General features: G+C 65.7%; 24 protein-coding genes and 2 pseudogenes. 15 read left to right on the top strand and 11 right to left on the bottom strand.

Annotation, left to right across the window (positions count from 1 at the left end; genetic code table 11):
* Positions 1–335: 335 nt before the first annotated feature.
* Both ACAM49_RS08510 and ACAM49_RS08505 read right to left on the bottom strand, forming a co-directional pair.
* Positions 336–677 carry an Lsr2 family protein gene (locus ACAM49_RS08510; RefSeq protein WP_369634899.1) on the bottom strand — a complete coding sequence of 114 codons (342 nt, stop codon included), beginning with the start codon at positions 675–677 and terminating at the stop codon, positions 336–338.
* A 134-nt stretch (positions 678–811) separates the two neighbouring features.
* A complete protein-coding gene (locus ACAM49_RS08505) occupies positions 812–1,525 on the bottom strand; it encodes an HAD family hydrolase (protein ID WP_369634898.1) in 714 nt (237 codons plus the stop codon).
* Positions 1,526–1,559: 34 nt separating this feature from the next.
* On the opposite strand from ACAM49_RS08505, the gene ACAM49_RS08500 reads away from it, so the two are divergent.
* The 4 genes from ACAM49_RS08500 to ACAM49_RS08485 all read left to right on the top strand — a co-directional run bounded on the left by ACAM49_RS08500 (position 1,560) and on the right by ACAM49_RS08485 (position 3,616).
* Complete coding sequence (locus ACAM49_RS08500) at positions 1,560–2,756, top strand: helix-turn-helix domain-containing protein (protein ID WP_369634897.1); 1,197 nt, start codon at positions 1,560–1,562, stop codon at positions 2,754–2,756.
* 106 nt (positions 2,757–2,862) lie between these two features.
* Complete coding sequence (locus tag ACAM49_RS08495; protein WP_369634896.1) at positions 2,863–3,030, top strand: hypothetical protein; 168 nt, start codon at positions 2,863–2,865, stop codon at positions 3,028–3,030.
* A 2-nt stretch (positions 3,031–3,032) separates the two neighbouring features.
* Positions 3,033–3,374: a hypothetical protein gene (locus ACAM49_RS08490; RefSeq protein ID WP_369634895.1), complete on the top strand. Its 342-nt coding sequence runs from the start codon at positions 3,033–3,035 to the stop codon at positions 3,372–3,374.
* The gene (locus ACAM49_RS08485; protein ID WP_369634894.1) at positions 3,371–3,616 is read left to right on the top strand and encodes a hypothetical protein; all 246 of its coding nucleotides are present in this window, start codon (positions 3,371–3,373) and stop codon (positions 3,614–3,616) included. Before ACAM49_RS08490 ends, ACAM49_RS08485 begins: the two co-directional genes overlap by 4 nt.
* Positions 3,617–3,937: 321 nt before the next feature.
* On the opposite strand, the gene ACAM49_RS08480 is transcribed toward ACAM49_RS08485, so the two are convergent.
* Genes ACAM49_RS08480 through ACAM49_RS08470 form a run of 3 tightly spaced genes read right to left on the bottom strand, consistent with a single transcriptional unit; the run spans position 3,938 to position 9,548 of the window.
* Positions 3,938–4,903, bottom strand: a complete 966-nt coding sequence (locus ACAM49_RS08480; RefSeq protein WP_369634893.1) for a hypothetical protein — start codon at positions 4,901–4,903, stop codon at positions 3,938–3,940.
* An 11-nt stretch (positions 4,904–4,914) separates the two neighbouring features.
* Positions 4,915–6,180, bottom strand: a complete 1,266-nt coding sequence (locus tag ACAM49_RS08475) for a hypothetical protein (RefSeq protein ID WP_369634892.1) — start codon at positions 6,178–6,180, stop codon at positions 4,915–4,917.
* Positions 6,177–9,548 carry a tetratricopeptide repeat protein gene (locus ACAM49_RS08470; protein WP_369634891.1) on the bottom strand — a complete coding sequence of 1,124 codons (3,372 nt, stop codon included), beginning with the start codon at positions 9,546–9,548 and terminating at the stop codon, positions 6,177–6,179. Before ACAM49_RS08470 ends, ACAM49_RS08475 begins: the two co-directional genes overlap by 4 nt.
* Positions 9,549–10,180: 632 nt before the next feature.
* Between ACAM49_RS08470 and ACAM49_RS08465 the strand changes: the two genes are divergently transcribed.
* Positions 10,181–12,091 carry a hypothetical protein gene (locus ACAM49_RS08465; RefSeq protein ID WP_369634890.1) on the top strand — a complete coding sequence of 637 codons (1,911 nt, stop codon included), beginning with the start codon at positions 10,181–10,183 and terminating at the stop codon, positions 12,089–12,091.
* Between the two features lie 33 nt (positions 12,092–12,124).
* On the opposite strand, the gene ACAM49_RS08460 is transcribed toward ACAM49_RS08465, so the two are convergent.
* Positions 12,125–12,466 (bottom strand): Lsr2 family protein, encoded by a 342-nt coding sequence (locus ACAM49_RS08460; protein WP_369634889.1) that lies wholly within the window; start codon positions 12,464–12,466, stop codon positions 12,125–12,127.
* A 198-nt stretch (positions 12,467–12,664) separates the two neighbouring features.
* Here ACAM49_RS08460 and ACAM49_RS08455 point away from each other — a divergent pair, with 198 nt between their 5' ends.
* The 3 genes from ACAM49_RS08455 (at position 12,665) to ACAM49_RS08445 (ending at position 15,617) form a co-directional block, all read left to right on the top strand.
* Entirely contained in the window at positions 12,665–13,612 is a 948-nt protein-coding gene (locus ACAM49_RS08455) for a universal stress protein (RefSeq protein WP_369634888.1), read from the top strand.
* A 69-nt stretch (positions 13,613–13,681) separates the two neighbouring features.
* The gene (locus tag ACAM49_RS08450) at positions 13,682–14,683 is read left to right on the top strand and encodes an NAD(P)H nitroreductase (RefSeq protein ID WP_369634887.1); all 1,002 of its coding nucleotides are present in this window, start codon (positions 13,682–13,684) and stop codon (positions 14,681–14,683) included.
* 34 nt (positions 14,684–14,717) lie between these two features.
* Positions 14,718–15,617, top strand: a complete 900-nt coding sequence (locus ACAM49_RS08445; protein ID WP_369634886.1) for a universal stress protein — start codon at positions 14,718–14,720, stop codon at positions 15,615–15,617.
* 50 nt (positions 15,618–15,667) lie between these two features.
* Here the strand turns inward: ACAM49_RS08445 and ACAM49_RS08440 are convergent, their stop codons facing one another.
* Positions 15,668–16,972, bottom strand: coding sequence for a GAF domain-containing sensor histidine kinase (locus ACAM49_RS08440; RefSeq protein ID WP_369634885.1), 1,305 nt, complete (start codon positions 16,970–16,972; stop codon positions 15,668–15,670).
* Here ACAM49_RS08440 and ACAM49_RS08435 point away from each other — a divergent pair.
* The 3 genes from ACAM49_RS08435 (at position 16,947) to ACAM49_RS08425 (ending at position 18,210) form a co-directional block, all read left to right on the top strand.
* Positions 16,947–17,663: an SDR family oxidoreductase gene (locus tag ACAM49_RS08435; protein ID WP_369634884.1), complete on the top strand. Its 717-nt coding sequence runs from the start codon at positions 16,947–16,949 to the stop codon at positions 17,661–17,663. The genes ACAM49_RS08440 and ACAM49_RS08435 overlap by 26 nt on opposite strands.
* 20 nt (positions 17,664–17,683) lie before the next feature.
* Positions 17,684–17,920, top strand: coding sequence for an SHOCT domain-containing protein (locus ACAM49_RS08430; protein ID WP_369634883.1), 237 nt, complete (start codon positions 17,684–17,686; stop codon positions 17,918–17,920).
* Between the two features lie 104 nt (positions 17,921–18,024).
* Entirely contained in the window at positions 18,025–18,210 is a 186-nt protein-coding gene (locus ACAM49_RS08425) for a hypothetical protein (protein ID WP_369634924.1), read from the top strand.
* Between the two features lie 13 nt (positions 18,211–18,223).
* Here ACAM49_RS08425 and ACAM49_RS08420 read toward each other — a convergent pair.
* From ACAM49_RS08420 to ACAM49_RS08405, 4 genes and pseudogenes are all read right to left on the bottom strand, one after another.
* Positions 18,224–18,382: pseudogene (locus ACAM49_RS08420) on the bottom strand (DUF2267 domain-containing protein); the annotation flags it as partial.
* A gap of 4 nt (positions 18,383–18,386) precedes the next feature.
* Positions 18,387–18,620, bottom strand: a pseudogene (locus ACAM49_RS08415) (DUF2267 domain-containing protein); the annotation flags it as partial.
* Between the two features lie 13 nt (positions 18,621–18,633).
* The gene (locus ACAM49_RS08410; protein ID WP_369634882.1) at positions 18,634–20,052 is read right to left on the bottom strand and encodes an AAA family ATPase; all 1,419 of its coding nucleotides are present in this window, start codon (positions 20,050–20,052) and stop codon (positions 18,634–18,636) included.
* A gap of 83 nt (positions 20,053–20,135) precedes the next feature.
* On the bottom strand, positions 20,136–21,044 hold the full coding sequence (locus ACAM49_RS08405) for a universal stress protein (protein WP_369634881.1): 909 nt from the start codon (positions 21,042–21,044) through the stop codon (positions 20,136–20,138).
* 170 nt (positions 21,045–21,214) lie between these two features.
* Here ACAM49_RS08405 and ACAM49_RS08400 point away from each other — a divergent pair, with 170 nt between their 5' ends.
* The 4 genes from ACAM49_RS08400 to ACAM49_RS08385 all read left to right on the top strand — a co-directional run bounded on the left by ACAM49_RS08400 (position 21,215) and on the right by ACAM49_RS08385 (position 24,444).
* Positions 21,215–22,177, top strand: a complete 963-nt coding sequence (locus ACAM49_RS08400; protein ID WP_369634880.1) for a 1-phosphofructokinase family hexose kinase — start codon at positions 21,215–21,217, stop codon at positions 22,175–22,177.
* A gap of 16 nt (positions 22,178–22,193) precedes the next feature.
* Positions 22,194–22,826: a flavodoxin domain-containing protein gene (locus ACAM49_RS08395; RefSeq protein ID WP_369634879.1), complete on the top strand. Its 633-nt coding sequence runs from the start codon at positions 22,194–22,196 to the stop codon at positions 22,824–22,826.
* Positions 22,827–22,942: 116 nt separating this feature from the next.
* Complete coding sequence (locus ACAM49_RS08390; RefSeq protein WP_369634878.1) at positions 22,943–23,857, top strand: universal stress protein; 915 nt, start codon at positions 22,943–22,945, stop codon at positions 23,855–23,857.
* Positions 23,857–24,444, top strand: coding sequence for a hypothetical protein (locus tag ACAM49_RS08385; protein WP_369634877.1), 588 nt, complete (start codon positions 23,857–23,859; stop codon positions 24,442–24,444). Before ACAM49_RS08390 ends, ACAM49_RS08385 begins: the two co-directional genes overlap by 1 nt.
* The last annotated feature ends 12 nt before the right edge of the window (positions 24,445–24,456 follow it).

Below are 24,456 nucleotides of genomic sequence, written 5' to 3'. Positions count from 1 at the left end.
ACCCGGTACCGCTCCCGACACCCTGTCCGGGCAGACCTACGTGGGGCGTCCCAGCATGTTTCGGCCGCCCCGCCCGCCCCGCAGGTCTACCGACCCCCTGACCGCTGCACACCTCTCGAACATCCGCACAGTGGGTCCTGCACAGCGTGTATTCGAAAACGGATGCGCACCAGCGCATTCCGGTTCGGTCGTCGCGATTGGAGCGTTAGCCGGTCGGCGCCGACCGGTTCGGTCGATACTGTGTGCGGCGTGGTGCCGGTCAATCGTCCAGTGAATAGGTCATCGGATCGGATGTGCGGTCCGGCACCACGCGCGCAAGCCGCCTCAGTATGTCGCTATGCGGCCGCCTTGTTGTACGCCTCGATGACCTCGACGGGTATCCGGCCGCGGCTGGATACGTTGAATCCGTTTGTCCGGGCCCAGTTGCGGATGGTTTGAGTCTGCTCTCGGTCGACCGTCGCGCGCGGGCGTTCGCTACCGGCCTTGCCTTTCGCGGCTCGACCGACTTTGCGCGCATGAGGAATCCACTGTTCGAACAGCCCTCGCAACGCCGCCGCATTCAAACGGGATAGATCGATCTCGTAGCTCACGCCGTCGACCGCGAACAACACGGTCTCCTCCGCCGTGGACTCACCGTCGTAGTCATCCACCATCTCGACGATGACCTTGCGTGCCATGGGAACTGCCTTCCGGTTGGACCGAAGTAGTCGTTGAGAATTGGAGATTAGCGGAGGCGACGCGGTCGCCTTCCGCAGGGTCGAATGGTGGAGGCACACGGCAAAGCCGCCGGAGGGCCCGCACGATAACGGGCCTAGGTCCGTACGAGCATTCTGATTGCACTCTCGATGGCGACGGTGTCGGTGAGATCGGCGAGGACCACATCGGCTGCCGATAATTCAGCCGCTGTGGTTCCTCCGGCGGCGACCGCGATGACGCATGCGCCGCCCTCGTGTGCGGTCTGGATATCGGCAGGGCTGTCGCCGATCAGAACGGTGTTGGCACGGTCGAATTCGCCGCTGTGGGTGCTTGCGCGGGTTTGGGCGATCGGGACGAGCGAGGGACGGTGTCCGTCATCGTCGCCGTAGGCCCCGCAGTCGAGGTCGAGATACTTTGCCAGGCCGAAGGCTTCGAGCTTGATTCGCGTGACGGCACGGGTGTTGCCGGTGAGTACCGATTGTCGGATGTCGCGCAGTTCGCTGAGATGTCCGAGTGCCTTCTCCGCGCCAGGCATCACGCGGCCTTGCTCTTGCAACTGCCGCCGCCGCTCGGTGTAGGCCGCCGCAAGCGCCTCCGCGAACACGGCAAACGGCGGTGCGTGATCGATGCCGTGCAGCGCCACCGTGGCGGCGTAGATGTCGGGTTCGGTTCGACCCGTGATGTGAGGCATCCGGGCCAAACGATGGCCCGTGACCTGTTCGAAGGCAGTGGCGAATGATGCGCGGCCGACTCCCCGGGTCTCGATCAGCGTATGGTCGACGTCCCACAGCACCAGAACGCCACCGGTGTCGTTCTGTGTGATTGCCATACGTTCCGTCACCTCCGGTCTTACTGTGGCGTACATGGCCAGAGCGCCACGGTCCAATGACGATATCGGCGTGCGGGTCCGCATGCACCGGGAGCGGGCCGGTAAGCCGCAGGCCGTCATTGCGGGGCTCGCCGGAATCAGCGAGGACTATCTCGGGCAGATCGAGCGTGGTCGAAAAACTCCGAGCGCCTGTGTCATTCAGGCCCTTGCCGCAGCGCTGGGCGTCCCTGCGGGGGACCTACTCGGCGACACGGTTGAGCAGCATCCGGTAGCCGTGACTGGCGGCGGCGATCGGCTCGCTCTCGCACTCCTGTCCGGCGGCGGCGATCCAACCGACGTGACCGATCTCGTCACGCGCATCGAATCTGCGTGGGCGATATGGCAGAACAGTGGCAAACGCTACAGCGAACTGCTCCCCGTTCTGCCCGGCCTGATTCGGGATATCGAGGCGACCCGGCGGCATTGCCGCTTCACGCCGCAACACAGGCAGGTAGCGGTGGTCGCGACCGAACTGTACGGGTTGCTGCGCACTGTCACGCGACGTGTGGGTCGGTCGGATCTGTCTTATCTTGTTGCCGATCGCGGTGTTCGAGCCGCGGAGGATGCCGACGACCCTATCCGGCTGGCCGCCGCTCGCTGGAATTTCGGGCATACGCTGTTGATGTCCGGAGAGTACGACGCCGCACTCGAACTCGTTCTCGACGCCGAGGCAACGGTCGTCGCGGAGGCCGGATCGACGCCCGCAGCGGTGGCGATGACCGGAGCACTCGAATTGGTGGCGGCGATGGCGGAGGCACGGTCCGGCCGGTTATGGGAAGCACGTGACCGCTTGAATGATGTTCACCCCGTCGCGGTCCGGGTTCGAAGCGTCGGCAATGTCGGACACACGATGTTCGGCACGTTGAACGTCGGCTTGCACTCGATCGCTGTTGAGCTACAGGCCGGGGATGCCATCGAGGCACTGCGGATTGCCGAACAGCTCGACACCTCCGAATGTCCGTCCATCGAGCGGCGATTCACGTTCGCGCTCGATCTGGCGCGAGCATATGAACTGCGCCGCCAGGAGACGGGGACGCTATTGCACTTGCTCAATGCCGAGCAGATCGCGCCCGAAGACCTGCATTACAACCCGACCGCGCACGACATGGTGCGCCATCTCGTTCAGGGCACCCGCTCGCCGACGCGCATGCAGGCCGCACGTTTGGCTGGCCGTCTCGGCATACCGGTCTAACCCGGTCCGGCGGTCAACCCGGTCTCCGAGACCGGGTCACCCGTAGATCAACGGCTTACGTTCGGTGCGCCCCGGTGCACGAATAGTCGGACAGGGAGACCCGGACATGCAACTGATCATGATCAGTACTGCTGCACTGCTTTTCGCGCTGCTGTGTCTGCCGACGCGCGCCAATCGCACGGCACGTCATCACAACGGTATGCCGTTCGCGGATTTACAAGCCCGGCTCGAAAACGAGCGGACCTACAGGCTCTCCCCAACTCGGGGGTGGTGACCGTGGCGCTTCCACCAGCAGCAGTCGGCTACCAGCGAAGCGATATCGCCGGTAGCCGCCTGCAATGGAATGAGGCCCAAATGCGTAGCCTCGCACAGCAAATGGGGTACGACTACCGTAAGACTCTGGTATTCGGCCCCGAGGTCGCCGACAAGGCCCATCGCGTGCGAGTAGCCGTGAGCCGGACTCGATCGGTAGCCGTGTTCGTGCCAAGCATCGAGCACCTCGAGGGTGGCATTCCCGGCGAGATCATCGAGGTCGCTGACGTCGTTACGGTCGCGCCGGAGAACACATATGCGCGCACACCCGAACAACCGGAGCCGAGTAAAGGCAGCGCCGAATGAAGAGGAGCATCGCCGCCAGACGGCACGTCGCTTGTCCGCAACACAAGAATCCTGGCCGCGAAGGCGGCCCAATCGGATTCCGGCACACCGCGGATGGCATAGTCGCGATCGGTGAGGACGGCTTTCCGATAATAGCCGATCATGACGAGCTGGATCAGGCCGCCGATTCAGCTGAGCTGGAAGAGTATTCGATGCTCGATATCAGACCCGTGTGCGTTACCGACGTGGAACACGAGACTTGAGCGCACAGACCTTCCGGGGCATCCTTCGCGGAAATGCATCGCACCGAGCACGGCACACCGACGCGATACTCGTTTCCGGCGAGGTGCGTGATGCCTGTCGGGTCTGGGAGAAGGCGAAGGATGCCCGTTTGCAGCTTCTTCTAAAGCTCCGCTCCGCCGACCCGGACTACTACACCCAGACTCGGCTGGCCCGTCTGTCAGGCATGTCCCAGCAGAACGTTTCGCACCTACTGTCCAAGCCACCTACGCCCACTGCTTGATCAACTTTGCCGAAACGATGGCCGTGGGGCGGTTATGCGCCGCGCCGGCGTGGCCCGGTGATCAGCGGGCGAGTTCAGCGAGCGAGAGCATCAGGTGTGCTGATTCGGGGTACGAGAAGTCGGAGTGAGCCCCGGCGGGGTTCTTCCAACGGCCCTGCCGGTAGAGCCATCCCGCATCGATATTGACGATGCGGGATTCGAGTTCCTCGTGGCGATAAGGCTCGTCGACGCTGTGCAGGATCGCGTTGCCGATCTCCTCCGGGGGTGTTCGTGCACCGATGTGTCCGATTCCGGGCGTGCCTTCGGCGAATCTATGCCACAGGCCGGTCGCTCGATCCGCGCGCGAGTGGGTCAGGATGACAGGTCCGTTGATTGGTGCGTCGTCGTCGAGAATCCGGGCGAAGGGGCCGCTGAAAATGTCCGGGCGAGCGGCCATCTGGAAGATCAGCAGGGTGTCGACGGTGTAGGGGTAGCGGGGGTTGGGACGGTTCCACGCCAGGGCCGGTGGTCCTTTGTCGGCTGCGGCTTGGACCGCTTCGACGAGGAATCGGCCCCCGAAGGAGTGCCCTACGCAGTGGAGATACTGGCCGGTGGCGTTGCGGAGCGCGGGTGGGCTGCCGGGTGGTCGACGTTCGGTATTCAGATATCCGAGGAGCTGGCCGAGAACCTGTGCGGCGCGGCCTTCGGTGGTCATCGCATGCGCACGATTGCGGATTCGTAGATATCCGTTGGGAAGCGGATTGCTCATCGATGGCCATCGGACGATTACATAGTAGCCCTGCCAGCCCTTCAATCCGGGGTATCTGTCGCGCTCACCGCGATAGCGATCCTCGAGAAGTGTGAAGAACTGCCGGGCTCGCTGCTCGGCAGTGGTAGGGGTATTGCGCCAGCCGTGGACGAATACGACTATGTCCGTGGCCTTTCGCGGGATGGTGAGTTGCCGGGCCAAGAAGTTGCGCACATCGGCGGGACGAACAGACGAGCCGTCGGGGCGTAGCAGGCCGCCGTCTTCGCCGAGGTCGATCATCACCGGTTGTGTCATTGCTTGGCTCCCTCCGGCCAGAGGTGTACGTCGATCCCGCGATAGAGGGAGAACATCAGGCCCAGCGGATTCTCGTGGTCTTCGATGAACTTGTGGGTGAGATCTTTGACAATGTCGCCCAATTTTGTTCCCGGCCGGGTGAATTCGGTGAACAACAGGCTGGAGTACTCGGCGGCAAAGCCTGGAGGCAATGGTAATTGCGGGCCGAGCAGGCATCGCCCGCCATTCTTGCCGAGCAGTGCGCCGCCGCAGTCGGAGTAGAAGGTAGACCCGACCTGGCCGCCTTCGCAGGCGCCGATGTACACAAACGGGCGGGTCGCCAAGCCAGGATCCTGGAGCCAGTCCTTGATTTCCTCGCCGTGGATCCGATCGTCCTGGTCGAGTTGAAGGTATGGCAGGATCAGCGGCCCGCCTTCTCCACTGACCTGAGCGTGGCAACCGAAGAAGGTAATGTTGTCGGCGAAGTTCTTGTCCTGGAACGCCTTCGCCACCTCGCGTTTCCTGGATCGGACGACCACCGTTGCCTGCGCCCGGAAGAACTGGATGGTGCGATCGATGTAGAGCGTATCTTTGTAGTCCGCATCGATTCGGTGATCCACATTCATGCCGACTGTGAGCCCGCTGTCCGGTATGAGAATTCGGGGATCGAAGTCGATCACGCGCTCGAAGGTGTGCTCGATGATGTGCTGATAGCCCCAGAATCCCTCGTATGACCAGTGTTCCTCGGTGGGGCGAGGGTGGTCCGTGTAGGGCGAGGTGTAGATCATTCCCCATGGCATGCAGAGGTTCTCGGACTCGAAGCTGATGACCTGCTCTCGACTTCGCAGCGCCTGCTCGAGGATCGCGCGGATCTGTTGTATGCCCGGGTCACCGCTGAACAGGCGTCGGAATGCGGTGTTGCCGAGTTCGGCCAGCGTCACCACCTTGTCTGCCAAAAGGTGTGGCCTGTCCGAGAGATCCCAAAGCTCGGAGAATGGCCACGTACACCCTTCTCCTTCTGGTTCGTAATGGATGATTTGGCGTACCCACTCCGAGCGGAGGAGCTCGCAGACCGACTTCACCTCCTGCGGATCCAGCTCCAGCCAACCTTCATAGCTGCCCCCGCCGTCTTCGGGGAACACTGGCCCCCATGCTACGAGGCGATAGCGGCACCGCGAGGTCTCCTCGATGAACCGCAGGTGGATTGTTCTGGCCCGATTGTAAGACGGTGGCACGAACGCGCCGAAGGCTCCGGTGATGTCGGCCGGCAGGTCCCGCGTCATCGCGTCGCCTCCTCGTACCCCACCAGCAGGCCCGATCTGATTTCGAGCACGGGATGGTTGTCGAGCTCCCGGTAGAACCGGAAAAGCATGGGCAGAGAACCGGATAGCGTTGGAACCACCTCGAATTCGACGGGTTCGGTTCGCCGGTCGGATCCCATTCTCGTTCTTCGTGTGACCGGGGCGATGACGCTCGGCGGAGCATCCAGCACAACGCGGAGCGCGACCAGTTCTGGTACCGGTGCGAGCGTCTCCGCTGCCTCCAGCCACACGGCAACCCGGAATGGGTGCCCGGCCAAAGCGGGCTCGTCTTCCAGGTATTCGACATGCGCGCTTATCCAATCGGGTGGAACTGTTTGCTCCCGAGGGTTCGGGGTGTCCGCCTGTCGGCCTTGTGGCCCGTCGTCGAAATGAACCGTGCCCTTCGTGTCAGCCATGTGTTGCCTCAGCTGGTTTGCTTCGTCTCGGTCCGCTTCCGACCCGGCGCGTGCGGACCGAATACGAAGGTTCGCAGCCAGTTTGGTCAGACAGGCGGCTTGGGCTTCTGGGTTCACATGCGCGGTTTGTGCTGCCTGTCGGAAGAGCAGGATGGCGGTGTCCAGGTCGGCGAGCGACCCGGAGTACCTTGATCTGACCGACAGCGCGTCGCCGAGATTCTTGAGCGCGGTGGTCATGGCCGGGTGAGTGTGGTCGGCAGTGAACAGCGCATATCGGAAGAACTCGATCGCCTCGTTGAGATCGAGCGCCTGCCTCGTGCTGCTGGAATCAGCCACCGGAGTCTTGCCGCGTGCAGTCGTCAGCTTGGTGAGGAATACCGCGGCAAAGGCGAATTCGCGCACACCCAGGTGCCGATAGATATCGACGGCTTGGCGGAGGTCGGCAATAGCGGCGGTTGCATCGCCCTGCTCGGCGTTGCAGCGCCCGATGAGTTCCAGTGACCGTGCGTACTCGAGTCGAGTCCCGATCTTGTCGCAGATATCGCGGGCGTTCGTGAATTCGGCCATCGCTCGACGCGTTTCACGGGTCTCGAGCAGGACCTTCCCTATCCCGTTGCGCGCCTTGGCTTCTCCGAGCAGCTCGCCGAGTGCTCGAAAGAGCCCAAGGGCCTCGCGAAACAGGGTGTCGGCCCGCTGGTATTCACCGGCGAGGCACAATACGGTACCGCGGTTGCACAGTGCGTCGGCCTTTCCATACCGGTCGCCGAGTGCGTTGTAGAGGTCGAGGGCCTGGCGGTGCAGCGCGTCGGCCTCCTCGAGGTCGGCGGTCAGGCATCGCAGGGTGCCGAGATCGTTGAGAGCGTCCGCCTCGCCATGGCGGTAGCCCAGTTCGCGGTAGAGGGCGAGTGACTTGTTGTACAGCTCATCGGCCTTGACATCGTTGCCAATCACCAAATGGACGATGCCGAGATTGTTGTAGGCGCTTGCGATTCCGATACGGTCTTCGATCTTCTCATTGAGGGCCAATGCCGCCCAAAGCAACTCAGTGACCTTGGGGTAGTCGCCGTTCAATCGGCGCACGACTCCGAGGTCGGTGACAGCGTTGGCCTCCCAGCGGACAACTGCAAGTTCCTCGTACATCGCAAGGGCCTGCTCCAACAGGGTGCCTACCTGTTCGTAATCCCCGGCAACCCAGCGCACGATGCCGAGATCGGTCAGCGCATTGGCTTTCCCGCGAGGATTCTCCGCCTCGGTGTAGAGGCGCAATGCCCGCGCCTGCATTGTCTCGGCTTCCCTGTAGTCCCAGGTCAGCCAACGCACAACACCAAGGTCGTTGAGTGCGTTGGCCTCGCCCAATCTATCTTCCAACTCCTGGAAGAGATCCCTCGCCTGCTCGAAGGCCTCACCGGCCGGGCCGTAGTCCCGAGCCAGGCGCCGCACGATTCCAATGTGGTCCAGTGCGTTGGCCTGGCCACGGCGGTCATGCTTCGCGTCATAGATCTTCACAGCACGCTCGAGCACGCTGGCGGCGTGGGAGTAGTGGCCGGTCAACGTGCGCACTGCGCCCAAGTGCACGAGGCCGTCGGCCTCCTCGAGACTGTCGCCGCGGATGCGTGCGGTCTTGGTTGCGCGTTCGTGCAACTGCACCGCCAGCGGTAGCGGTCCGTCCTGGTAGAGGAGCATAGCCATAACCCCTGTAAGCGCGACCATTCGAGCGGGATCGCGCGCAGCGGCGTATTCCAAGCAAGCCAGCAAATTGTCACGTTCGGCGCGCATCCATGTGAGTGCATCCTTCGGGGTTTCGAACGTCCGGACTGGAATATCGGCGGAAGGTGCAGGATAGGACGGGCCCGAGGGCCGGATATAGCGTGCCAGCATCCTGTCCGCGCTCGCGGCGCTGTGCTGGTAGTAGTCCAGAAGCCGTGTAACGACGCTCGTGATGTCCGGCGCGGGTTCATCGCTGGTGCGGGAATAGGCGAACTCGAGCAGCCGGTCGTGCAGGCGGTACCGACCTTCAGAGGTTTCCTCGATCAGATGGTCGGTGCACAAGGCACTCAGTTCGCGTGCGGCCGTGGCATGGTCCAGTCCAGCGAGGACCGCGGCCGCGTACGCATCGAAGTCCGGGCCGGGATTGAGGCTCAGCCGGCGAAACAGCCGCTGCCGATCGGATGTCAGGTCGTCGTACGACAGTGTGAACACGGCGAATGTGGAGGGGTCCTTGATATGTCGTATGGCGAGCTGTTTGGTTGTCGTCGCCAATTTGTTGGCCTGGCCGGTGAAGGCCTGGTCCGGGTGACGTGCGAGTCGCCCGGCCGAAACCTTGATGGTCAGAGGCAGATACCCACAAGACCGAACGATTTTGGTAGCTGCACGGCCGTCTTGACGGGTGACGGGGCGTTGGTGGGACAGGCCGGTGAGCAGGTCGATCGCGTCGTGCTCTGTCAACCCGCGCAATTCGAGGGGGAAGGCTCCGCCGTGTGTGAACAGGTACTGGCGGCTGGTCACCAACGTTAAGCAAGTCTCGCTGTGCGGCAGCAGTGGTTCGATCGTAGCGAAGTCGAGGGCGTCATCGAGTACGAGCAGAATCTGTTTGTCTGCCAATCGATGTCGCCAGAGCCTCCGGCAGTCGTCCACGGTGTCGGGGACGCAGCGAGGGTCGACACCGAGTCCAATCAGGAGATCCGACAGCACATCCGAGGGTGTGGCGCGGGGCTGCCCGTGGGTGTTCGCATGCAGCTTCACGAAGTACTGCCCGTCTGGGTAGTCGAGTTTCAGCCGATGAGCTGCACGCGTCGCCAGCGCGGTCTTCCCGGACCCGCTGTGCTCGTTGTGAATGGACAACACCCGCCCGGGCGCCGCAGCCGCCAGGATCCGCCGCAAGTCGTCGTCGCGACCGACGAGCGTGACCGGGTCGGGTGGAAGCGTGGCCGTCACCGCCGGCGTTGGCTGTGAGAGCGCGGCATCATGGAATTTCCCCCTCGAATGCTCGGTCAGTGACCGCCGATTGAAGACCTATCAGAGTAGGTTCCGCAGGTCTCGGACAAAGGGGTAATCCGGTCCCCTTTACAAGGATTCGGTGCAACCAAAAGCCTTGCAGGAATAGATCATTCACTGCCCAGGTATGCCAAATAGGAATGGACGGTCGGCCAGTCTGTAGTTCTGGACGGTCGGTGGAGTGCATGGCCAACAGATGGATCTGCGGCTTCCAGTCTCGTGCGGGACGCGCGGGCCGTAGACTCGGACCGACGAGCGGGCGGGGCCGCGTTCTGATCGAGCTGCAAGGGGTTGTGGCCGAATGTCTTCCTTGATAGGTCGTCATTCTTGGCGCTTTGCGCCCCAGAGCAAGGCAACGGTTCGGTTTGTTTGGATTGCCGTAAAGGTGAGCTTTGTCGTTGCGGTTGACGTCGCAGCCGTGTCGGGTTGTTCGGACAACCGGCAGTCGAGTACACGTGTGAATATCATAAGTCGAATCCGACGTCCGGGGAATATCGTGCTGATACCACTGCCTACTGGATCGATTTCGAGCAAGAGAATGCGCGGACCAGTCAGCGAATGGGTGGTGTGCTGTGAAGCAGGACATCTGGAGTCCTGATGGGGTGCGGAATCATTTGAGGAACGTCTTGAACGAGAACCAGCGCGCATTCATCACCGACCGTGCACAGGTCGAACGGAAGCGCCAGCTGAGGACATGGACGCACACTGCAGTTCAGGTGTACTCGGACGCGGATGAACGTGGACGTACTCAAAGTGTTGTGCCCGCAATTTCCGGGACGGCCGGACCAATGACTCGCAACTGGTTGTCGGTCGCGGTCGCCGCCAGTCTCGTCTTGACGGGCCTGGTGGCGTGTTCGCGGTCGGAGACGGAATCGACTTCTGCGGCAAAGGCGGCCACTGTGGCATCCGATGGGGTTCATATCGATTTCGGGCGGGTTCAGGTCTCGGCTGACGCTTCCGTCGCACCGATCGGTACGAAGGTCGCGGTCGGCAGTGAGTCGGCCGCAACGCCGCTCGATACCACGTTGTTTCGCCCATTCGCCCCGGCGATCGACATACAGCTCGGCGACGGTGGCGTGCAACCCCGTTCGAGCCTCAGACTGTCCTTCAATCTCGACCGCACAGCCGTGGAAACCCAAATCTCGCAAGGCAATACGCCGGTCGTGCTCAGCAGGAGTGCGCAAGGTGACATCGACGTGCTGCCCACCACCTGGGATTCCGGTGCGGCCGAGCTACGCGCCGCGTCGCCGCACTCGAGCGGATTCTGGCCCGGCTGGCTCGATGCGAAGGCGATCACCCAATCGATAGCCGATGGGGTCGCCGCGGCGCTGAATCTGCGATTCCCGAAGCCCGATTGCGTCGGCGCGCCGGCCGAGCTGAATGGAGTCGCCATCAGCGCGTCGCCGGTGGATCGCGACGTCGCGTGGCCCTGTGTCGCCGCCCACGACGGACGTCTCGAAGTGGCACTGCAATCGAATTCGGCATGGGTGTGGCTTGGTAAAACGGTCCCCGCCGCCCAGTCATACGAGGTGCATGGTCGCGATCTGGCGGGATCGATTGCGGCAGGAGTCTTCTATGAATCGCGCGGCGGCAAAACCGACAACACGTCCGTGCTCGTCCCGGGTGACACCACCAGAATTCCGTTCGTTCCCGAGAATCCACCCACGCGAGGCGAGGTACAGATTGATGCAGGATTATCGCTGGTGTCGGTCGTCCTCAGCGAGATCGACGTAGCCGCCAAACTGCTCCACCTCGACCTCGGGCTCTACAGGGAGCTCAGCGAACACATCGACAAACTGAGCTGCCTCTCACACGCGGCCGAAGATCTGAACCAACTGTCCGGTAATGACTTTGCCGTGAGGGCCGGTGCGCTCGGCCGGGGGATGATCGATTGCGTCGGCGCAATCGGCGGCGTCGCGGGTGGCGTGTTCCTCGGCGTCGTCGCCGGAATCATCTCGGCGCTGTTCATCAGCCTCGGTGGAATCTGGAACACGCTCACCGGCGAGAACGAGGCATTCTTCTCGATCGCCGTGACCAGGCTCGACGTCGCCACTGAGCGCGGATACATGCGAATCACGCTCGGCATGACCGCGAAAGACGTACTGGCGGTGCTCTCGCCGCCGGTTCGCGATGCCACCTCCTACGGCCACTGCCGTGTCATCTCCAAAATGCCCGACGCCCCCTACAATTTCGCAGTGTGGATCGACACAACTAAGGGAATCGTCACGGGCATCGGAACTCCGCTCGGCACAAAGACCGATCGCGGCGTCGGCGACGGTTCCACGCCCGCCCAGATCCTCGCCGCATACGCTGCCGACCACACTATCGAGCAAGGCGCGGTCGGTGGTCAAGGCATGTCGGCAATCATCGTAAAGCCGAAGCAGACCACTGATCAGACGCACTTCATCTGTTTCCCGATCAAGGAAGACGGTAATGCGGGCCCGCCGAGCATCGGTCGACGGTATGCGGAGGAAGGTTGCTGACCGGCGTCGCAAAAACCGGCGGCCATGTGCGACCTATGCGGCCGCCTTGTTGTACGCCTCGATGATCTCGGCCAATATGCGGCCGCGGCTGGATACATCGAATCCGTTTGCGCGCGCCCAGTTGCGGATGGTCTGAGTCTGCTCGCGGTCGACCGACGGGCGTGTGCGGCCGGTGCTGGCCTTGCCTTTCGCGGCTCGACCGACTTTGCGCGCATGAGGAATCCACTGTTCGAACAGCCCTCGCAACGCCGCCGCATTCAAACGGGATAGATCGATCTCGTAGCTCACGCCGTCGACCGCGAACAACACGGTCTCCTCCGCCGTGGACTCACCGTCGTAGTCATCCACCATCTCGACGATGACCTTGCGTGCCATGGGAACTGCCTTCCGGTTGGACCGAAGTAGTCGTTGAGAATTGGAGATTAGCGGAGGCGACGCGGTCGCCTTCCGCAGGGTCGAATGGTGGAGGCACACGGCAAAGCCGCCGGAGGGCCCGCGCGATAGTGACGTTGTTCTCTGGGGTCGGTGGTGCCTGGGGCGGGATGCTCGGTGTAAGCCGACTCAGGAGAAGACATGGAAGAAAGCGCAGTTCCCGCAGGAAGTTTCGATCAGGACGAGCGCGCCGATGGCGGGATCGTTGTCGGGGCGGACGGGTCCCAGATCTCTTATCAGGCGGTGGCGTGGGCGGCTGTCGAGGCGCAGCTGCTCGGGTGTCGGCTACACATCGTGACCTCGTATGCGAGCCCGATCGGGCGTGGGTCCGCGCCGGTGAGCGACGAGGATATGGCCGAGTTGCGGGTGCAGGGGCAGCAGGTGCTCGATGATGCCGTTCGGATGGCGCGGTACACGGTTCCGGGGGACGGGCTTTCGATTTCCACCGAGCTCATCTTCGACATGATCACGACCGCGCTGCTGGATCGGTCGGCGAAGGCGCGGATGGTTGTGGTGGGGAACCGTGGGCTGGGGGCGTTGCGGCGGGCGGTGCTGGGGTCGGTCAGTACCACGCTCAGTCGGCACGCGTTGTGTCCGGTGGCTGTCGTGCACGGGGTACCGGAGACGGATCAAATCGGGCGCGCCGAACCGGTGGTGGTCGGGACGGATGGCTCGACCAACAGTGAGCCGGCGCTCGAGCTGGCCTTTGCGGAGGCGTCGCGGCGGAAGGTCGAGTTGATCGTCGTGCGCGCCTGGAGTGAGACGACCGGTTTCGATGTGCCGGTGATGGGCTGGGACGCCGTTCGTAAGAGTGAGGACGTGCTGCTGGGGGCGTTGCTGGCTGGCTATGTGGAGCGGTTTCCGGATGTGAAGGTGCGCCGGGTCGTCGCGCTCGATACGCCGGTGCGGGCCCTGCTGGAGCAGGCCGAGCATGCGCAGCTCGTGGTGGTCGGCAGTCATGGTCGGAGTGGTTTCGCCGGTGTGGTGCTGGGGTCGGTGAGCACCGCGCTGCTGCATATGGCTCATTGTCCGGTGTTGGTGGTCCGTCGGCCGCCGCAATCCCGGGTCGAAGACCCCGCCGGACAGTGACTTTCGGCCGTCACCCCCGGCCCTCGCTCGGGCCATGCTGAGAGCACGAAATCCGAGGAAGGACACGCGATGTCGAAACATCCCGATCACGACACCGTACGCGCCGCGCTGGCGCTCGCGGTGCGGGCGCCGTCGGTGCACAACACCCAGCCGTGGCAGTGGCGGGTCGGGGACACCACGGTGCACCTGTACGCGGACGACAGCCGCCGCCTGCCCCACACCGACCCGGATTGCCGGGAGCTGGTGGTGAGTTGTGGTGCGGCGCTGCATCATCTGCGCGTGGCGCTTCGCGCGTTCGGCTGGGAGACGGTCGTGCACCGGTTCCCGAATCCGGCGGACCCGAAGCATCTGGCGGCCGTGGAGTTCCGGCCTGGTGAACCCGACGCGGCCGCGGTGCGTCTGACGCGGGCGATTTCGCAGCGGCGCAGCGATCGCCGTCGGTTCACCTCGTGGGAGATGCCCGCCGCCCAGGTGTCCGCGGTGGTGGCCGCCGGCGCGGGGACGCCGGGGGTCCAAGTCCGTGAGGTCGACGCGACGGGCGAGCATGCCCGGCTGTTGCGCGCATTCGTCGACGCGGCGACCACTCACCGCGGCGATGCCGCGTACAACGCCGAGTTGGCGGCATGGAGCGGTCATCATGCCAGTGCGCAGGGCGTGCCCGCACGCAATGCGGTAGTCGCCACGGACTCGACCGTACGGCCCTTCGGCGATCCGCGTTTGGCCGAGGCGGTCGTGCGCGATACCGAGGAATCGGCGCGAATGCTGCTGGTGTGCACCGCATCCGACGATCTGCTCGGCTGGCTGCGGGCCGGGGAGACCGCCAGTGCGCTGCTGCTCGAGGCGACCGTGCGCGGCCTGGCGAGCTGTGCGCTGAGTGAGCCGCTCGAGGTCACCGGTGTGCGAACCCGGATTCGGCGGGACCTGCTGGGCGACTTCGGTTATCCGCAGTTGATCATCCGCATGGGCTGGGCCGCGACGAGCGCCGAGGAGGTACCCATCACACCCCGGCTGCCATTGGCGGACGTCGTGCGCCCGCTCGAACCCCTGGATCTCGCATCCACCCGCCCGTAGTCGGTCCACACCCGCGCCGAGAGGAATGACGATCATGACCGAACACGCTGCCCCGCAGCAAGATCCCAACCCACCGATCATCGTCGCGGTGGACGGCTCGGCCGTCTCGTACCAGGCCGTGGCCTGGGCCGCGCTGGACGCCGCACGACACGGATGCCGGCTGCGCATCGTCACTTCCGTCTGCGCGCCGGTCGGGCCGCCACCCACCGCTGTCCTCAACGCCGAGGACATCGCGTGGCTGGAACTCGAGGGCGAACGAATCGTGGGCGAGGCGACGCGGATCGCGTCCGAGACGCTGACCGGCGAAGGGATAGAGACTTCGTCCGAGGTCGTCACCGAGCCGATCATCGCCTATCTCATCGCACAATCGCGGCACGCCCGGCTGCTGGTGCTCGGCAGTCGCGGCATGGGCGCATTGAGGCGCGGTTTGCTGGGTTCGGTCACCTCCGCCGTGACCCACCACGCGCAGTGCCCTGTCGCCGTGATCCATTCGACCGCGGCGGCCGACCCGGTAGCGGCGCGGCAGCCGGTGCTGGTCGGGGTGGACGGCACCGAGAACAGCCTGCGGGCGCTCGAGCTGGCCTTCGAGGAGGCGTCGCTGCGCAAGACCGGCCTGACCGCCCTGCACGCCTGGACCGATACCAGCGGGCCCTACATGCCGATGTCCGGCTGGGAGACCCTGGAGGAGCAGGAGCGGGCGATCTTCGGTGAGGAGATGGCCGGATTCACCGAGCGGTATCCCGATGTCCCGGTGCGGCGGATCCTGGTGAAGGACCGCCCGGTTCGGTCGCTGCTCGACGAATCGGAGCACTCCCAGCTTCTCATCGTGGGCAGCCACGGCCGCGGCGGCTTCACGGGCATGGTGCTGGGTTCCACCAGTAATGCACTGCTGCACAGCGTCGACTGCCCGATCGTGATCGTGCGGGGCGAGTGATCACTGCGCGAACGTTGGTGTACCGGTGGGCGTTCGCTGCGCCCACCGGCTCAGCGCAGCGGTACTGCCCAGCGCAGCAAGGTTCCCTTCCCGTCGGGATTTCGACCGAATACGAAGGAACCGCCCAGATCCTCGGCCCTGCGGGTCAGATTCTGCAGCCCGCTGGTGGTGATGTTCTCGGGAATACCGTGGCCGTCATCGGAGATCAGCAGGGTCAGATCGTCGGAGACATCGATCGTCACCGTGACCGTGTCCGCGCCGGAATGCCGCACCGCGTTGGATACGGCCTCGCGCACGACCGCTTCAGCGTGATCCGCGAGATCGGCCGCGACCACCGAGAGCGGGCCGCTGATTCGCAGGGAGGTGCGCAGACCGGTGTCCGCGGTGTGCTTGCGGATCACGTCCTCGATCCGCTGGCGCAGCCGGGTGCTGCTGCTCGCGCCGCCGTGCAGGTCGAAGATGGAGGTGCGGATCTCCTGCACCACGTCCTGGAGATCGTTGATGACGTCCGAAAGCCGTTCGCGCACTTCGGCTGAGCGGGCGCGAGCCACGGTTCCCTGCAGGCTGAGTCCGGCGGCGAACAGTCGCTGGATCACGTGATCGTGCAGATCGCGCGCGATGCGGTCGCGATCGGTCAGCACATCGAGCTCGCGCATGCGCTGCTGGGCCTCGGCGAACTGAATCGCCAGGGCTGCCTGATCGGTGAAAGCGCCTGCCAGTTCCAGTAGTTCGTCCGCGAACGGGAGAGCGCCGGCCGGTCGCACCATCACCAGCACTCCGAAGGTGGAGTCCTGTGCGTTGAGCGGGAGGATCAGCGAGTGGCCGGCGTCGAGGGCGATATCGAGTCCCAGATCATCATCGACGGCAGGACGCAGCGGTCGACCGCCGCGGAAGACCTCGCCGATCGCGGTGTCCGTGGTGCGCGCGATTCCGTTGTGCCCGTGTCCATCCGGGCCCGAGCGCTGGCTGATCCGCAGCCCTTCGACCGCATCCAGATCACCGTCGGGCTCGTCGTCGACGGCCAGGAACGCCCACTTCGAATCGGTGAGCGTGCGCGCGTGCGTGACGACATGCGCGAGCACCTCGTCGGGATCGGTTCCGGCCAGGAATTCGGTGGCGATGTCGCGGGTGGCTTCGATCCATGCTTGGCGGGTGCGGCTGGATTGATAGAGCCGCGCGTTGTCGATCGCGGTGCCGGCGGCTGCGGCCAGCGCCTGCACGATCACCTCGTCGTCCTCGTTGAACAGCTGCCCGCCGGACTTCGCGGACAGGAGCGCCATCGTCACCGGCGGCGCGCGGGGCATCGGCGCGGCTGTGGTCAGGGAACTGATGAAGTCGGGATTCGGCGTGGTCATCGCCGACCTGCTCGTCGACGACGGCAAAGCGCTCGCGGAATCGCTTGGGCCGCAGGCTCGGTTCCACATCCTCGATGTCACCGACGAGAAGGAGTGGGGGCTCGTGCTCGACGAGACCGAGCGCGAGTTCGGCCCGCTCGGCGCGCTGATCAACAACGCCGGAATCCTCGACTTCGGCACGGTGGAAACAGAATCGCCCGACCTGTTCCGGCACGTCCTCGATGTCAACCTCTACGGGCCCTGGCTCGGCATGCGCCTGGCCGCACCGCGGCTGCGGGCCGCGGGTGGCGGCACGATCGTCAATATCTCCTCGACCGCCGGTCTGATGGGCTATGCGGGCATCAGCGGCTACGTCGCCAGCAAGTGGGGCCTGCGGGGTCTGACCAAAGCCGCCGCGCTGGAACTGGGCTCGTCGAATATCCGGGTGTGCTCGGTGCATCCCGGCCCCATCCACACCGCGATGACCGCCGGCCTGGACGAGTCGATGGCCGCCACCCAGCCGCTCCCGCGGTTCGGCGAACCCCAAGAGGTCGCCGCGATGGTGCGCTTCCTCATCACCGAGGGAACCTTCTCGACCGGTTCGGAATTCGTGGTCGACGGCGGCGCGACCACCGGCCAGGCCGGAGTACTGGCAACGTCCGCCACGTCCGGCGGCAATGGCGACAGAAACGAACTGGAGGTTTCGCCATGATGTATTGGTACGGCCACGATATGAGTGGTTGGGGATACGCCGGGATGGGGATCGGAATGCTGATCTTCTGGGTCCTGGTCATCGGCGGCATCACCGTCGGAATCCGGTACGCGCTTTCCGATCGGGACAGCACGCCGCGCTACGAATCCCCGTCTCCGCAGGAATTGCTCGCCCAGCGCTTCGCGCGGGGCGAGATCGACGAGAACGAGTACACCAACCGCCTTGCAGCGCTGCGGTCTTCGGGCGTTCCGCAGTAGTCGAAGAGGAATCGGATAATGTCCGGTGAACCCGAAGCCCCTGGTGGACACCTGAATCCGCCCATCATCGTGGCCACCGACGGCTCGACTGTGTCCATGCCGCCGTGGCGTGGGCGGCGGTGGACGCGGGTTTGCACGGTGCTCCGCTGGAGATCGTCACCTCGGTGGCGGTCCCCGGCGGGTGGGGGCTGGGCGCGATGCTGATCGACACCGATACCGATTACCTGCGTCTCGAAGGCGAGCGCGTGGTGGCCGCGGCGAGCCGGGTGGCGCGCGCCGCCGCAAAATGAATCGCAGCCTGGCGGGCAGCTGGGCGAACACGTGATCGAGCTGGCCGGGGGAGAACAGGTCGGCCATCGTGTCGGTGACCACGCCCACCAGCGGCACGGCCTCCTCCGGGGTGACACCTGCGGCGTGGGCGAACTGGGCAAGGAATGACGGCACCAAGGAATGACGGCACATCGTGGGGGACCGGCACGTGGCCGGGCACCCAGCCCTCGTAGAACATGCCGCGCAGCAATTCGGGCAGCTGGGCGCTCAGATGCGCGGCGGCATGGACGCTCAATCGGTCGCGCACGCCGTGCAGCCACGCTCGCAGCGCGCGATGTGCGACGAAGCGGTCCTGGGTGTCGATGCCGCGGGCCACGGCGGCCAGCCATTCGTGCGCGGTGTGCACGCTGGGAGCGGTGTGATCGCTCATGGGGCATGGCCTTTCAGGATGTGGGTGGGGGATTCGGGTTGTTCCATCCCCGTGTCGCCAGGGCGAGGGTGTCTTCGATCGGTTCGGTGGTGTTCAGTCCGGTGGCGGATGGCCAGGGAGATGTGTTGGCGGCCATGGCGATTGCGATGTCGGCGGTGGCCTCGGAATCGCCGGGGCGGCGGTTGCGGATGCGCTTGGCGGCCAGGTCCGGAGGGCATTCGCAGCGCAGGGCGATCAGGTCGGTGTGGGTATCGATGGCGAGCAGGGTGGCGCGGGCGCGTTCGGTGACATCGGTCCAGGCGGCGTCCAGGATCACCGAGACGCCGTGGGTCAGACGTTCCCGGGCAAGATCCCGCATCCGTGCGTACACCCGGGCCTTCGCTTCGGGGGTGTATGCACCTGCGCCGAAGATGCCTGCGGTACCGGTGATTTCTCCGATACGGCGCAATTCCGCGCGAACGGTATCGCTGGAGATCACCGCTGCGCCGGTCTCGCGGGCCAAAGCCGTTGCGACGGTGGACTTCCCGGTACCAGGTAGGCCACCGACCAACGCCAGGCGCACCGCACCCGATTCGAGGTGCCGTACCGCGAGATCCACGTGGCGGCGGGCGTGGTCGGCGTACCCCGGTTCGCCCTGTGCGGCGCGAATGCGATTGGTTTTGGCGCGGACGGTGGCCCGGTAGGCGAGATAGTGATGGCGTAGCGAGGCCGGTGGGGTGTCTTCGGCGGCTCGCAGATAGTCGTCGAGGAACCGGCGGGAAAGATCTGGGCGGCCCCGGAATTCGAGATCCATGGCGAGGAAGGCGGCGTCGTCGAGACCGTCGACGTGGCGTAGGTCGTCGTCGAAGTCGAGGCAGTCGAGGATTCGGAATCCGTCGGGGAGGGCGAAGATGTCCTCGGTCAGGAGGTCGCCGTGGCCGTCGAGAATCCGGCCGGTCGCGATACGTTCCGCCAGCAGGGGTGCGCGACCGTCGACAAAGCGCCGGGCCAGCAGTTCCACTCGGGCGACGAGCGCGGGATCGAGCTCGTCGGCGGGCTGGGATCGCAAGCCGTCCAGCAGAATTCGCCACCGCGCCCGGAGCGCGTCCGGGCTGCCCGCCCGGTCGATCTCCGGGCCGCGCCTGGCGTTGCGATGGAACTGCGCCAGTACGTGGGCCAGCTCGTCGAGCTGGACGTGCCCGATCTCATCGTGCTCCACCAGCGTGCTCAGTCGGCGCGATTCCGGCATGCGGCGCATGACCAGTACCGGTTCGGACGGACCTCCCAGCGGATCGGTCAGGTATGCCAGCCCGAGATACACATCCGAGGCCCAGCGCCGGTTCAAGGCGAGCTCGCGTCGCAGCGCACGGTTTCTCGCCTCGGGAGTCGAGAAGTCCAGGAAGTCGGTGGCGATGGGCTTTTTCACCTTGTAGGCACGGTCACCGAACAGCACGACGAGACCGGTGTGAGTCTCTCGTAACTCGGGTGACAGACCTTGCCGGACAGCATTATCGACTGGGCGTTCGGTCGCGGTGGTCATCGATGGCTCGCCTCGGAGCGGGGGAATGGACCCGGTTCGTCGCGGAGCACGAGCACCGGGCAGGACGAATGGCAGACGAGATCTTGGGTCGGCCGCCGGAGCCGCGCGGGCGCGAGCTCGTCCACGTGGTGGGTGACCACGACCAGTTGAACCAGGGCGCTGAACCGTTCGATCGCGGTCACCACGTCGCCGACCACCGTCACCGGCCGGAACTCCACATCGGGAAAATCCTGCTGGCAGTGCCGGATCTGGGCATCGGACACCAGCGGCTCGGCGCCCGCCCAGTCCGAGATCCCGGACCATGGCCGTCCGGGCCAGACCCGAGCCACGATCAGGTCGGTGCCGCGGTCGTATGCCGCCCGGAATGCCGCCGACAGTGCCGGTTTCGCGGATGCCCAATCCGAGACCACGACCAGGACACTGCCGCGCGCCGCGGCCGCCGGGCGCACCAGCGCGACCGGGCACCGCGCTTCCCGGGTGACGGTCAGCGCGGTGGAGCCCAGCACCATGTGGGAGAAGAACCCGATCTCGGTGGAGCCCAGGACGATCAGTTCGGCCGACCGCGACAGGTCGAGCAGGACCTGGTCGGCCTGCCCGCGGCGAACCTCGATGGCGATCTCGACCGATTCCTCGTCGGCACCGGCGTCTCGCGCGAGCACGGCACTCCGGGCCTTCTCGAGCGCTTCGAGGGCCTGTCGGTACCGGCTGCCGCCGGGCCGGAAGGTGGGCTTGTCGACCGCGGGCACGATCGCGACCAGGCGCAACGGAATCTGGCGGGCGGCGGCCTCCTCGGCAGCCCATTCGGCGGCCCGCAGCGCCGCCGGAGAGCCGTCGATTCCGGCAATCACGGGCCGCAGGCGCGCACTGTCCGCGGACGGGCGCGTGAGGGAGACGTTCGCATCCATGCGTCCAGCGTTGCGTGCGGTCGTCCGCGCAGACAGAGGACTTCGGTCCTTCCCGAGACGACCACGGTCCCGCCCAGTCGCTACCCGAGGCTCTACCGGCACGCCGGCGGTGGCGAGTGAAATCAGCAGCGACAGAACCTCTTTCCCTGCGGTGCACGAGGCGGTAGCCGATGTCGATCGTGACGTTGACGATGAACCCGGCGATCGACATCGCCACCACGGCCGCGCATATCCAGCCGACCGACAAGACCCGCTGCGCCGCACCGAGATTCGATCCGGGCGGCGGTGGCATCAATGTCGCGCGCACGGTCGCTGAGCTGGGGGAGCGGGTGACCGCGGTCTTCCCCGCCGGCGGACCGCCGGGAAGCTTGCTCGAGGATCTGGTCCGTGACGCCGGGATTCCGATGCGGCCGGTGCCGGTGGCCGAGCACACGCGGGAGAGTTTCGCGGTCACCGCGACCGATACCGGCGACCAGTACCGTTTCGTCCTGCCCGGCCCGCGGCTGACCGCGCCCGAGATCCACCGCTGCCTCGCCGAGATCGAGCGGGCCGCACAGGACTGCCGATATGTGGTCGCCAGTGGCAGTCTGCCGCCGGGCGTTGCGCCGACCTTCTATCAGAGTCTGGTGGATCTACTCGACGACCTGGGCGTGCCGTTGGTGCTCGACACCTCCGGACCCGCGCTGCGAGCCGTCCGCCGGGGCGTGTACCTGATCAAGCCGAGTGTGCGGGAGCTCGCGGAATTCGTCGGCCATCCGCTCCCGGATCGGTCCTCTCGGGTCTCGGCGGCGCGTCTGCTCATCGACCGAGGGATGTGCGACAACGTCGTGGTGTCGATGGGTTCTGTTGGCACCCTTGCGGTCACCCGGGACCGGGATCGGCTGTTCGCCGCGATCGAGGTTCCGGTCCGTAGCGGCATCGGGGCCGGTGACGCCCAAGTCGGCGGGATCGTGGCGGGTCTGTGCAGGGGGTACTCGCTCGACGCCGCGGTGTTCCTGGGTATCGCCGCCGCGACCGCGGCCCTGGCCACGCCGGGCACGGGCCCGGGGCGGGCCGACCGTATCGCGGAACTGTTCCAGCAGTTCTCGCCACGCCCGCGACGCGGTCGCGGGCAGTTCGCAGTACCGAAGTGACGCAAAGGAATACATCATGAAAGGTCGAATCCTGGTCGCCTACGCGACCCGCTACGGCACGACCCGGGAGATCGCCGCCGTCGTCGCGGCCACGCTGCGCGAGCGGGGCCTCGAGGTGGACTGCCGGGCCATGCGCGACCTGTCCGAGATCGACGACTATCGCGGCATCGTGCTGGGCGCGCCGTTCTATTACGGCCGCTGGCCGCGCGAGGCTCGCGGGTTCCTGGACCGGTTCGGCCCGGTGCTCGCGCACCGCGATGTCGCGGTCTTCGCGACCGGCCGGATCGAACCGAGCCGCACGGAACCCGGAAGCCGTTCCCAGCTGGACGCGTTGCTCGAACGCTACAGGTGGCTGAACCCCTTCACTGCCACGCTGTTCGGCGGCCGCTGGGATCCCGACAGGCTGCGAGGCATCGATCGCTGGATGCGCCGACTTCCTGGCTCACCCCTGCACCGGCTGCCCGCGACGGATTTCCGGGACTGGGACGCCATCGGTGCCTGGGCCAACCACGTGGCCACGGCATTCCATGCCGCGGCGGCGCAACCGAAACCGGCCGTCCCCGAGCCGACCCGAGTCTCCCGTACCGGTGCGACGCTCGCGTCCATCCGCAACTACCTGTCCGACCAGCAGTTACCGCGCCGCTCCTAGGGGCCGCGCGACCCGGAAATCGGAGCCTGACGGCCCGCGGGGACCGTGACATTGGTCTCTGGGACTCGAACCACAGGCGCGCGATGCTCGATACGTCATCCCGACCAGGAGGAACCATGTCGGAATCCACTGTCCCTCACGAGGATTCGAACACGCGGGCCATTGTGGTCGGCGTGGACGGCTCGCAGAACTCCTTCCAGGCGGTGGCCTGGGCCGCGGTCGAAGCCGAATTGCACCGCTGCCCACTGCGTATCGTCGCCGCCTACGGCCCTGAGTCCGCCGCCGAGCCGTGGACCGCCCAGGGCGTCGCCGAGCGCGAAGCGACGCGAGCCGAGGCCCTCCGCGTACTGACCGAGGCTGCGCGCATCGCCCATCACGCCGCGCCGCAGAACACCATCTCGGTTACCAGTGAAGCGGTTGGTGAGTCGGCATTGGCGGCGCTGATCGCACGCTCCGCCCGAGCCCGGATGACGGTGGTGGGCAACCGCGGTCGCGGCGCGATTCGCCGAGCCCTGCTCGGCTCGGTGAGTGCGGGACTGGCACGTCGCGCCCACAGCCCGGTGGCCGTCGTACACGGCGAACCGGACCTGCACCGGACCGCCGCGGACAAGCCCGTGGTGGTCGGTGTGGACGGCAGCGGAAACAGCGAGGCCGCCGTGCGACTGGCCTTCGACGAGGCGTCACGTCGCAAGGTGCCGCTGGTCGCGGTTCACGCCTGGCGTGACACCAGCGGCTTCGAGCTCGAGGTCATCGGCTGGGACACGATCCGTGAGCGCGAAGACCTCGTTCTCGCCGACCGGCTCGCCGACCCGGCCGAGGAGTATCCGGACGTGAGCATTCAGCGACGCATCACCAGCGACTCCCCCGCCCGCGCTCTGCTCGAATCCGCCGAGGGCGCACAGCTGCTCGTGGTCGGCGCACACGGACGCGGCGGATTCGCGGGTATCGCGCTCGGCTCGGTCAGCACCGCGTTGCTGCACGGGGCGAGCTGCCCGGTACTGGTGGCGCGTTCGCCGGAGGAGGTCCGCTGATGTCGCCGAAATCGACTCTCACGCTGCGGTTGTGGCGAATGCGCCCGTGGAGCGCGAATCCGCTGATGCGCGGGTCCGACCGCTTCGAGGCGCTGCTGCGTACGTTCGTCGTCGCCGGTCTGCTGTTCATGGTTCCGGTCGCGGGCGCGATCGGCAGCACGACCTACACCGGGAGCGCCGAGCGCATCCGGACAGACAACGCCGCGAAGGTCCAGGTGCCGGCCACCGCGGTCACCGACGCCGCGCGCGTTCCGTCCTCCAGCCCGTACCACAGCGCCGGCTACCAGGCGACGGTGCGCTGGACCCGAGAGGGCGCGGCGTCCACCTCGGTCATCGATGTCGACCCCGCTACGAAATCCGGTGCCGTGGTGCAGATCTGGGTCGGCCCCAATGGCAAGCCGACCCGCCCGCCCGACCAGGCGGACACCGCCGTTCTCGACGGCGTCGGTCTCGGTCTGATGGTCCTGCTGTTGTCGGGTACCACGGCGATCGCCCTGCTGTGGGCTGTCGAACTGCTGCTGAACAGTGTGCACAACCGGCAGTGGGAAACCGAATGGCGACGGGTTTCCCGCCCGATCGGAACCTGAACCCAAGGAGCC

The sequence above is a fragment of the Nocardia sp. JMUB6875 genome (assembly GCF_041154655.1).
GTDB lineage: Bacteria > Actinomycetota > Actinomycetes > Mycobacteriales > Mycobacteriaceae > Nocardia.
This window is presented reverse-complemented; position numbering and strand designations above follow the sequence as displayed.

Coding starts and splice junctions, on each gene's coding strand:
- ACAM49_RS08510 (WP_369634899.1), bottom strand. CDS start 677: ATGGCACGCAAGGTCATCGTCGAGATGGTGGATGACTACGACGGTGAG.
- ACAM49_RS08505 (WP_369634898.1), bottom strand. CDS start 1,525: ATGGCAATCACACAGAACGACACCGGTGGCGTTCTGGTGCTGTGGGAC.
- ACAM49_RS08500 (WP_369634897.1), top strand. CDS start 1,560: ATGGCCAGAGCGCCACGGTCCAATGACGATATCGGCGTGCGGGTCCGC.
- ACAM49_RS08495 (WP_369634896.1), top strand. CDS start 2,863: ATGCAACTGATCATGATCAGTACTGCTGCACTGCTTTTCGCGCTGCTG.
- ACAM49_RS08485 (WP_369634894.1), top strand. CDS start 3,371: ATGAAGAGGAGCATCGCCGCCAGACGGCACGTCGCTTGTCCGCAACAC.
- ACAM49_RS08480 (WP_369634893.1), bottom strand. CDS start 4,903: ATGATCGACCTCGGCGAAGACGGCGGCCTGCTACGCCCCGACGGCTCG.
- ACAM49_RS08475 (WP_369634892.1), bottom strand. CDS start 6,180: ATGACGCGGGACCTGCCGGCCGACATCACCGGAGCCTTCGGCGCGTTC.
- ACAM49_RS08460 (WP_369634889.1), bottom strand. CDS start 12,466: ATGGCACGCAAGGTCATCGTCGAGATGGTGGATGACTACGACGGTGAG.
- ACAM49_RS08455 (WP_369634888.1), top strand. CDS start 12,665: ATGGAAGAAAGCGCAGTTCCCGCAGGAAGTTTCGATCAGGACGAGCGC.
- ACAM49_RS08450 (WP_369634887.1), top strand. CDS start 13,682: ATGTCGAAACATCCCGATCACGACACCGTACGCGCCGCGCTGGCGCTC.
- ACAM49_RS08445 (WP_369634886.1), top strand. CDS start 14,718: ATGACCGAACACGCTGCCCCGCAGCAAGATCCCAACCCACCGATCATC.
- ACAM49_RS08435 (WP_369634884.1), top strand. CDS start 16,947: ATGAAGTCGGGATTCGGCGTGGTCATCGCCGACCTGCTCGTCGACGAC.
- ACAM49_RS08440 (WP_369634885.1), bottom strand. CDS start 16,972: ATGACCACGCCGAATCCCGACTTCATCAGTTCCCTGACCACAGCCGCG.
- ACAM49_RS08430 (WP_369634883.1), top strand. CDS start 17,684: ATGAGTGGTTGGGGATACGCCGGGATGGGGATCGGAATGCTGATCTTC.
- ACAM49_RS08405 (WP_369634881.1), bottom strand. CDS start 21,044: ATGGATGCGAACGTCTCCCTCACGCGCCCGTCCGCGGACAGTGCGCGC.
- ACAM49_RS08400 (WP_369634880.1), top strand. CDS start 21,215: ATGTCGATCGTGACGTTGACGATGAACCCGGCGATCGACATCGCCACC.
- ACAM49_RS08395 (WP_369634879.1), top strand. CDS start 22,194: ATGAAAGGTCGAATCCTGGTCGCCTACGCGACCCGCTACGGCACGACC.
- ACAM49_RS08390 (WP_369634878.1), top strand. CDS start 22,943: ATGTCGGAATCCACTGTCCCTCACGAGGATTCGAACACGCGGGCCATT.
- ACAM49_RS08385 (WP_369634877.1), top strand. CDS start 23,857: ATGTCGCCGAAATCGACTCTCACGCTGCGGTTGTGGCGAATGCGCCCG.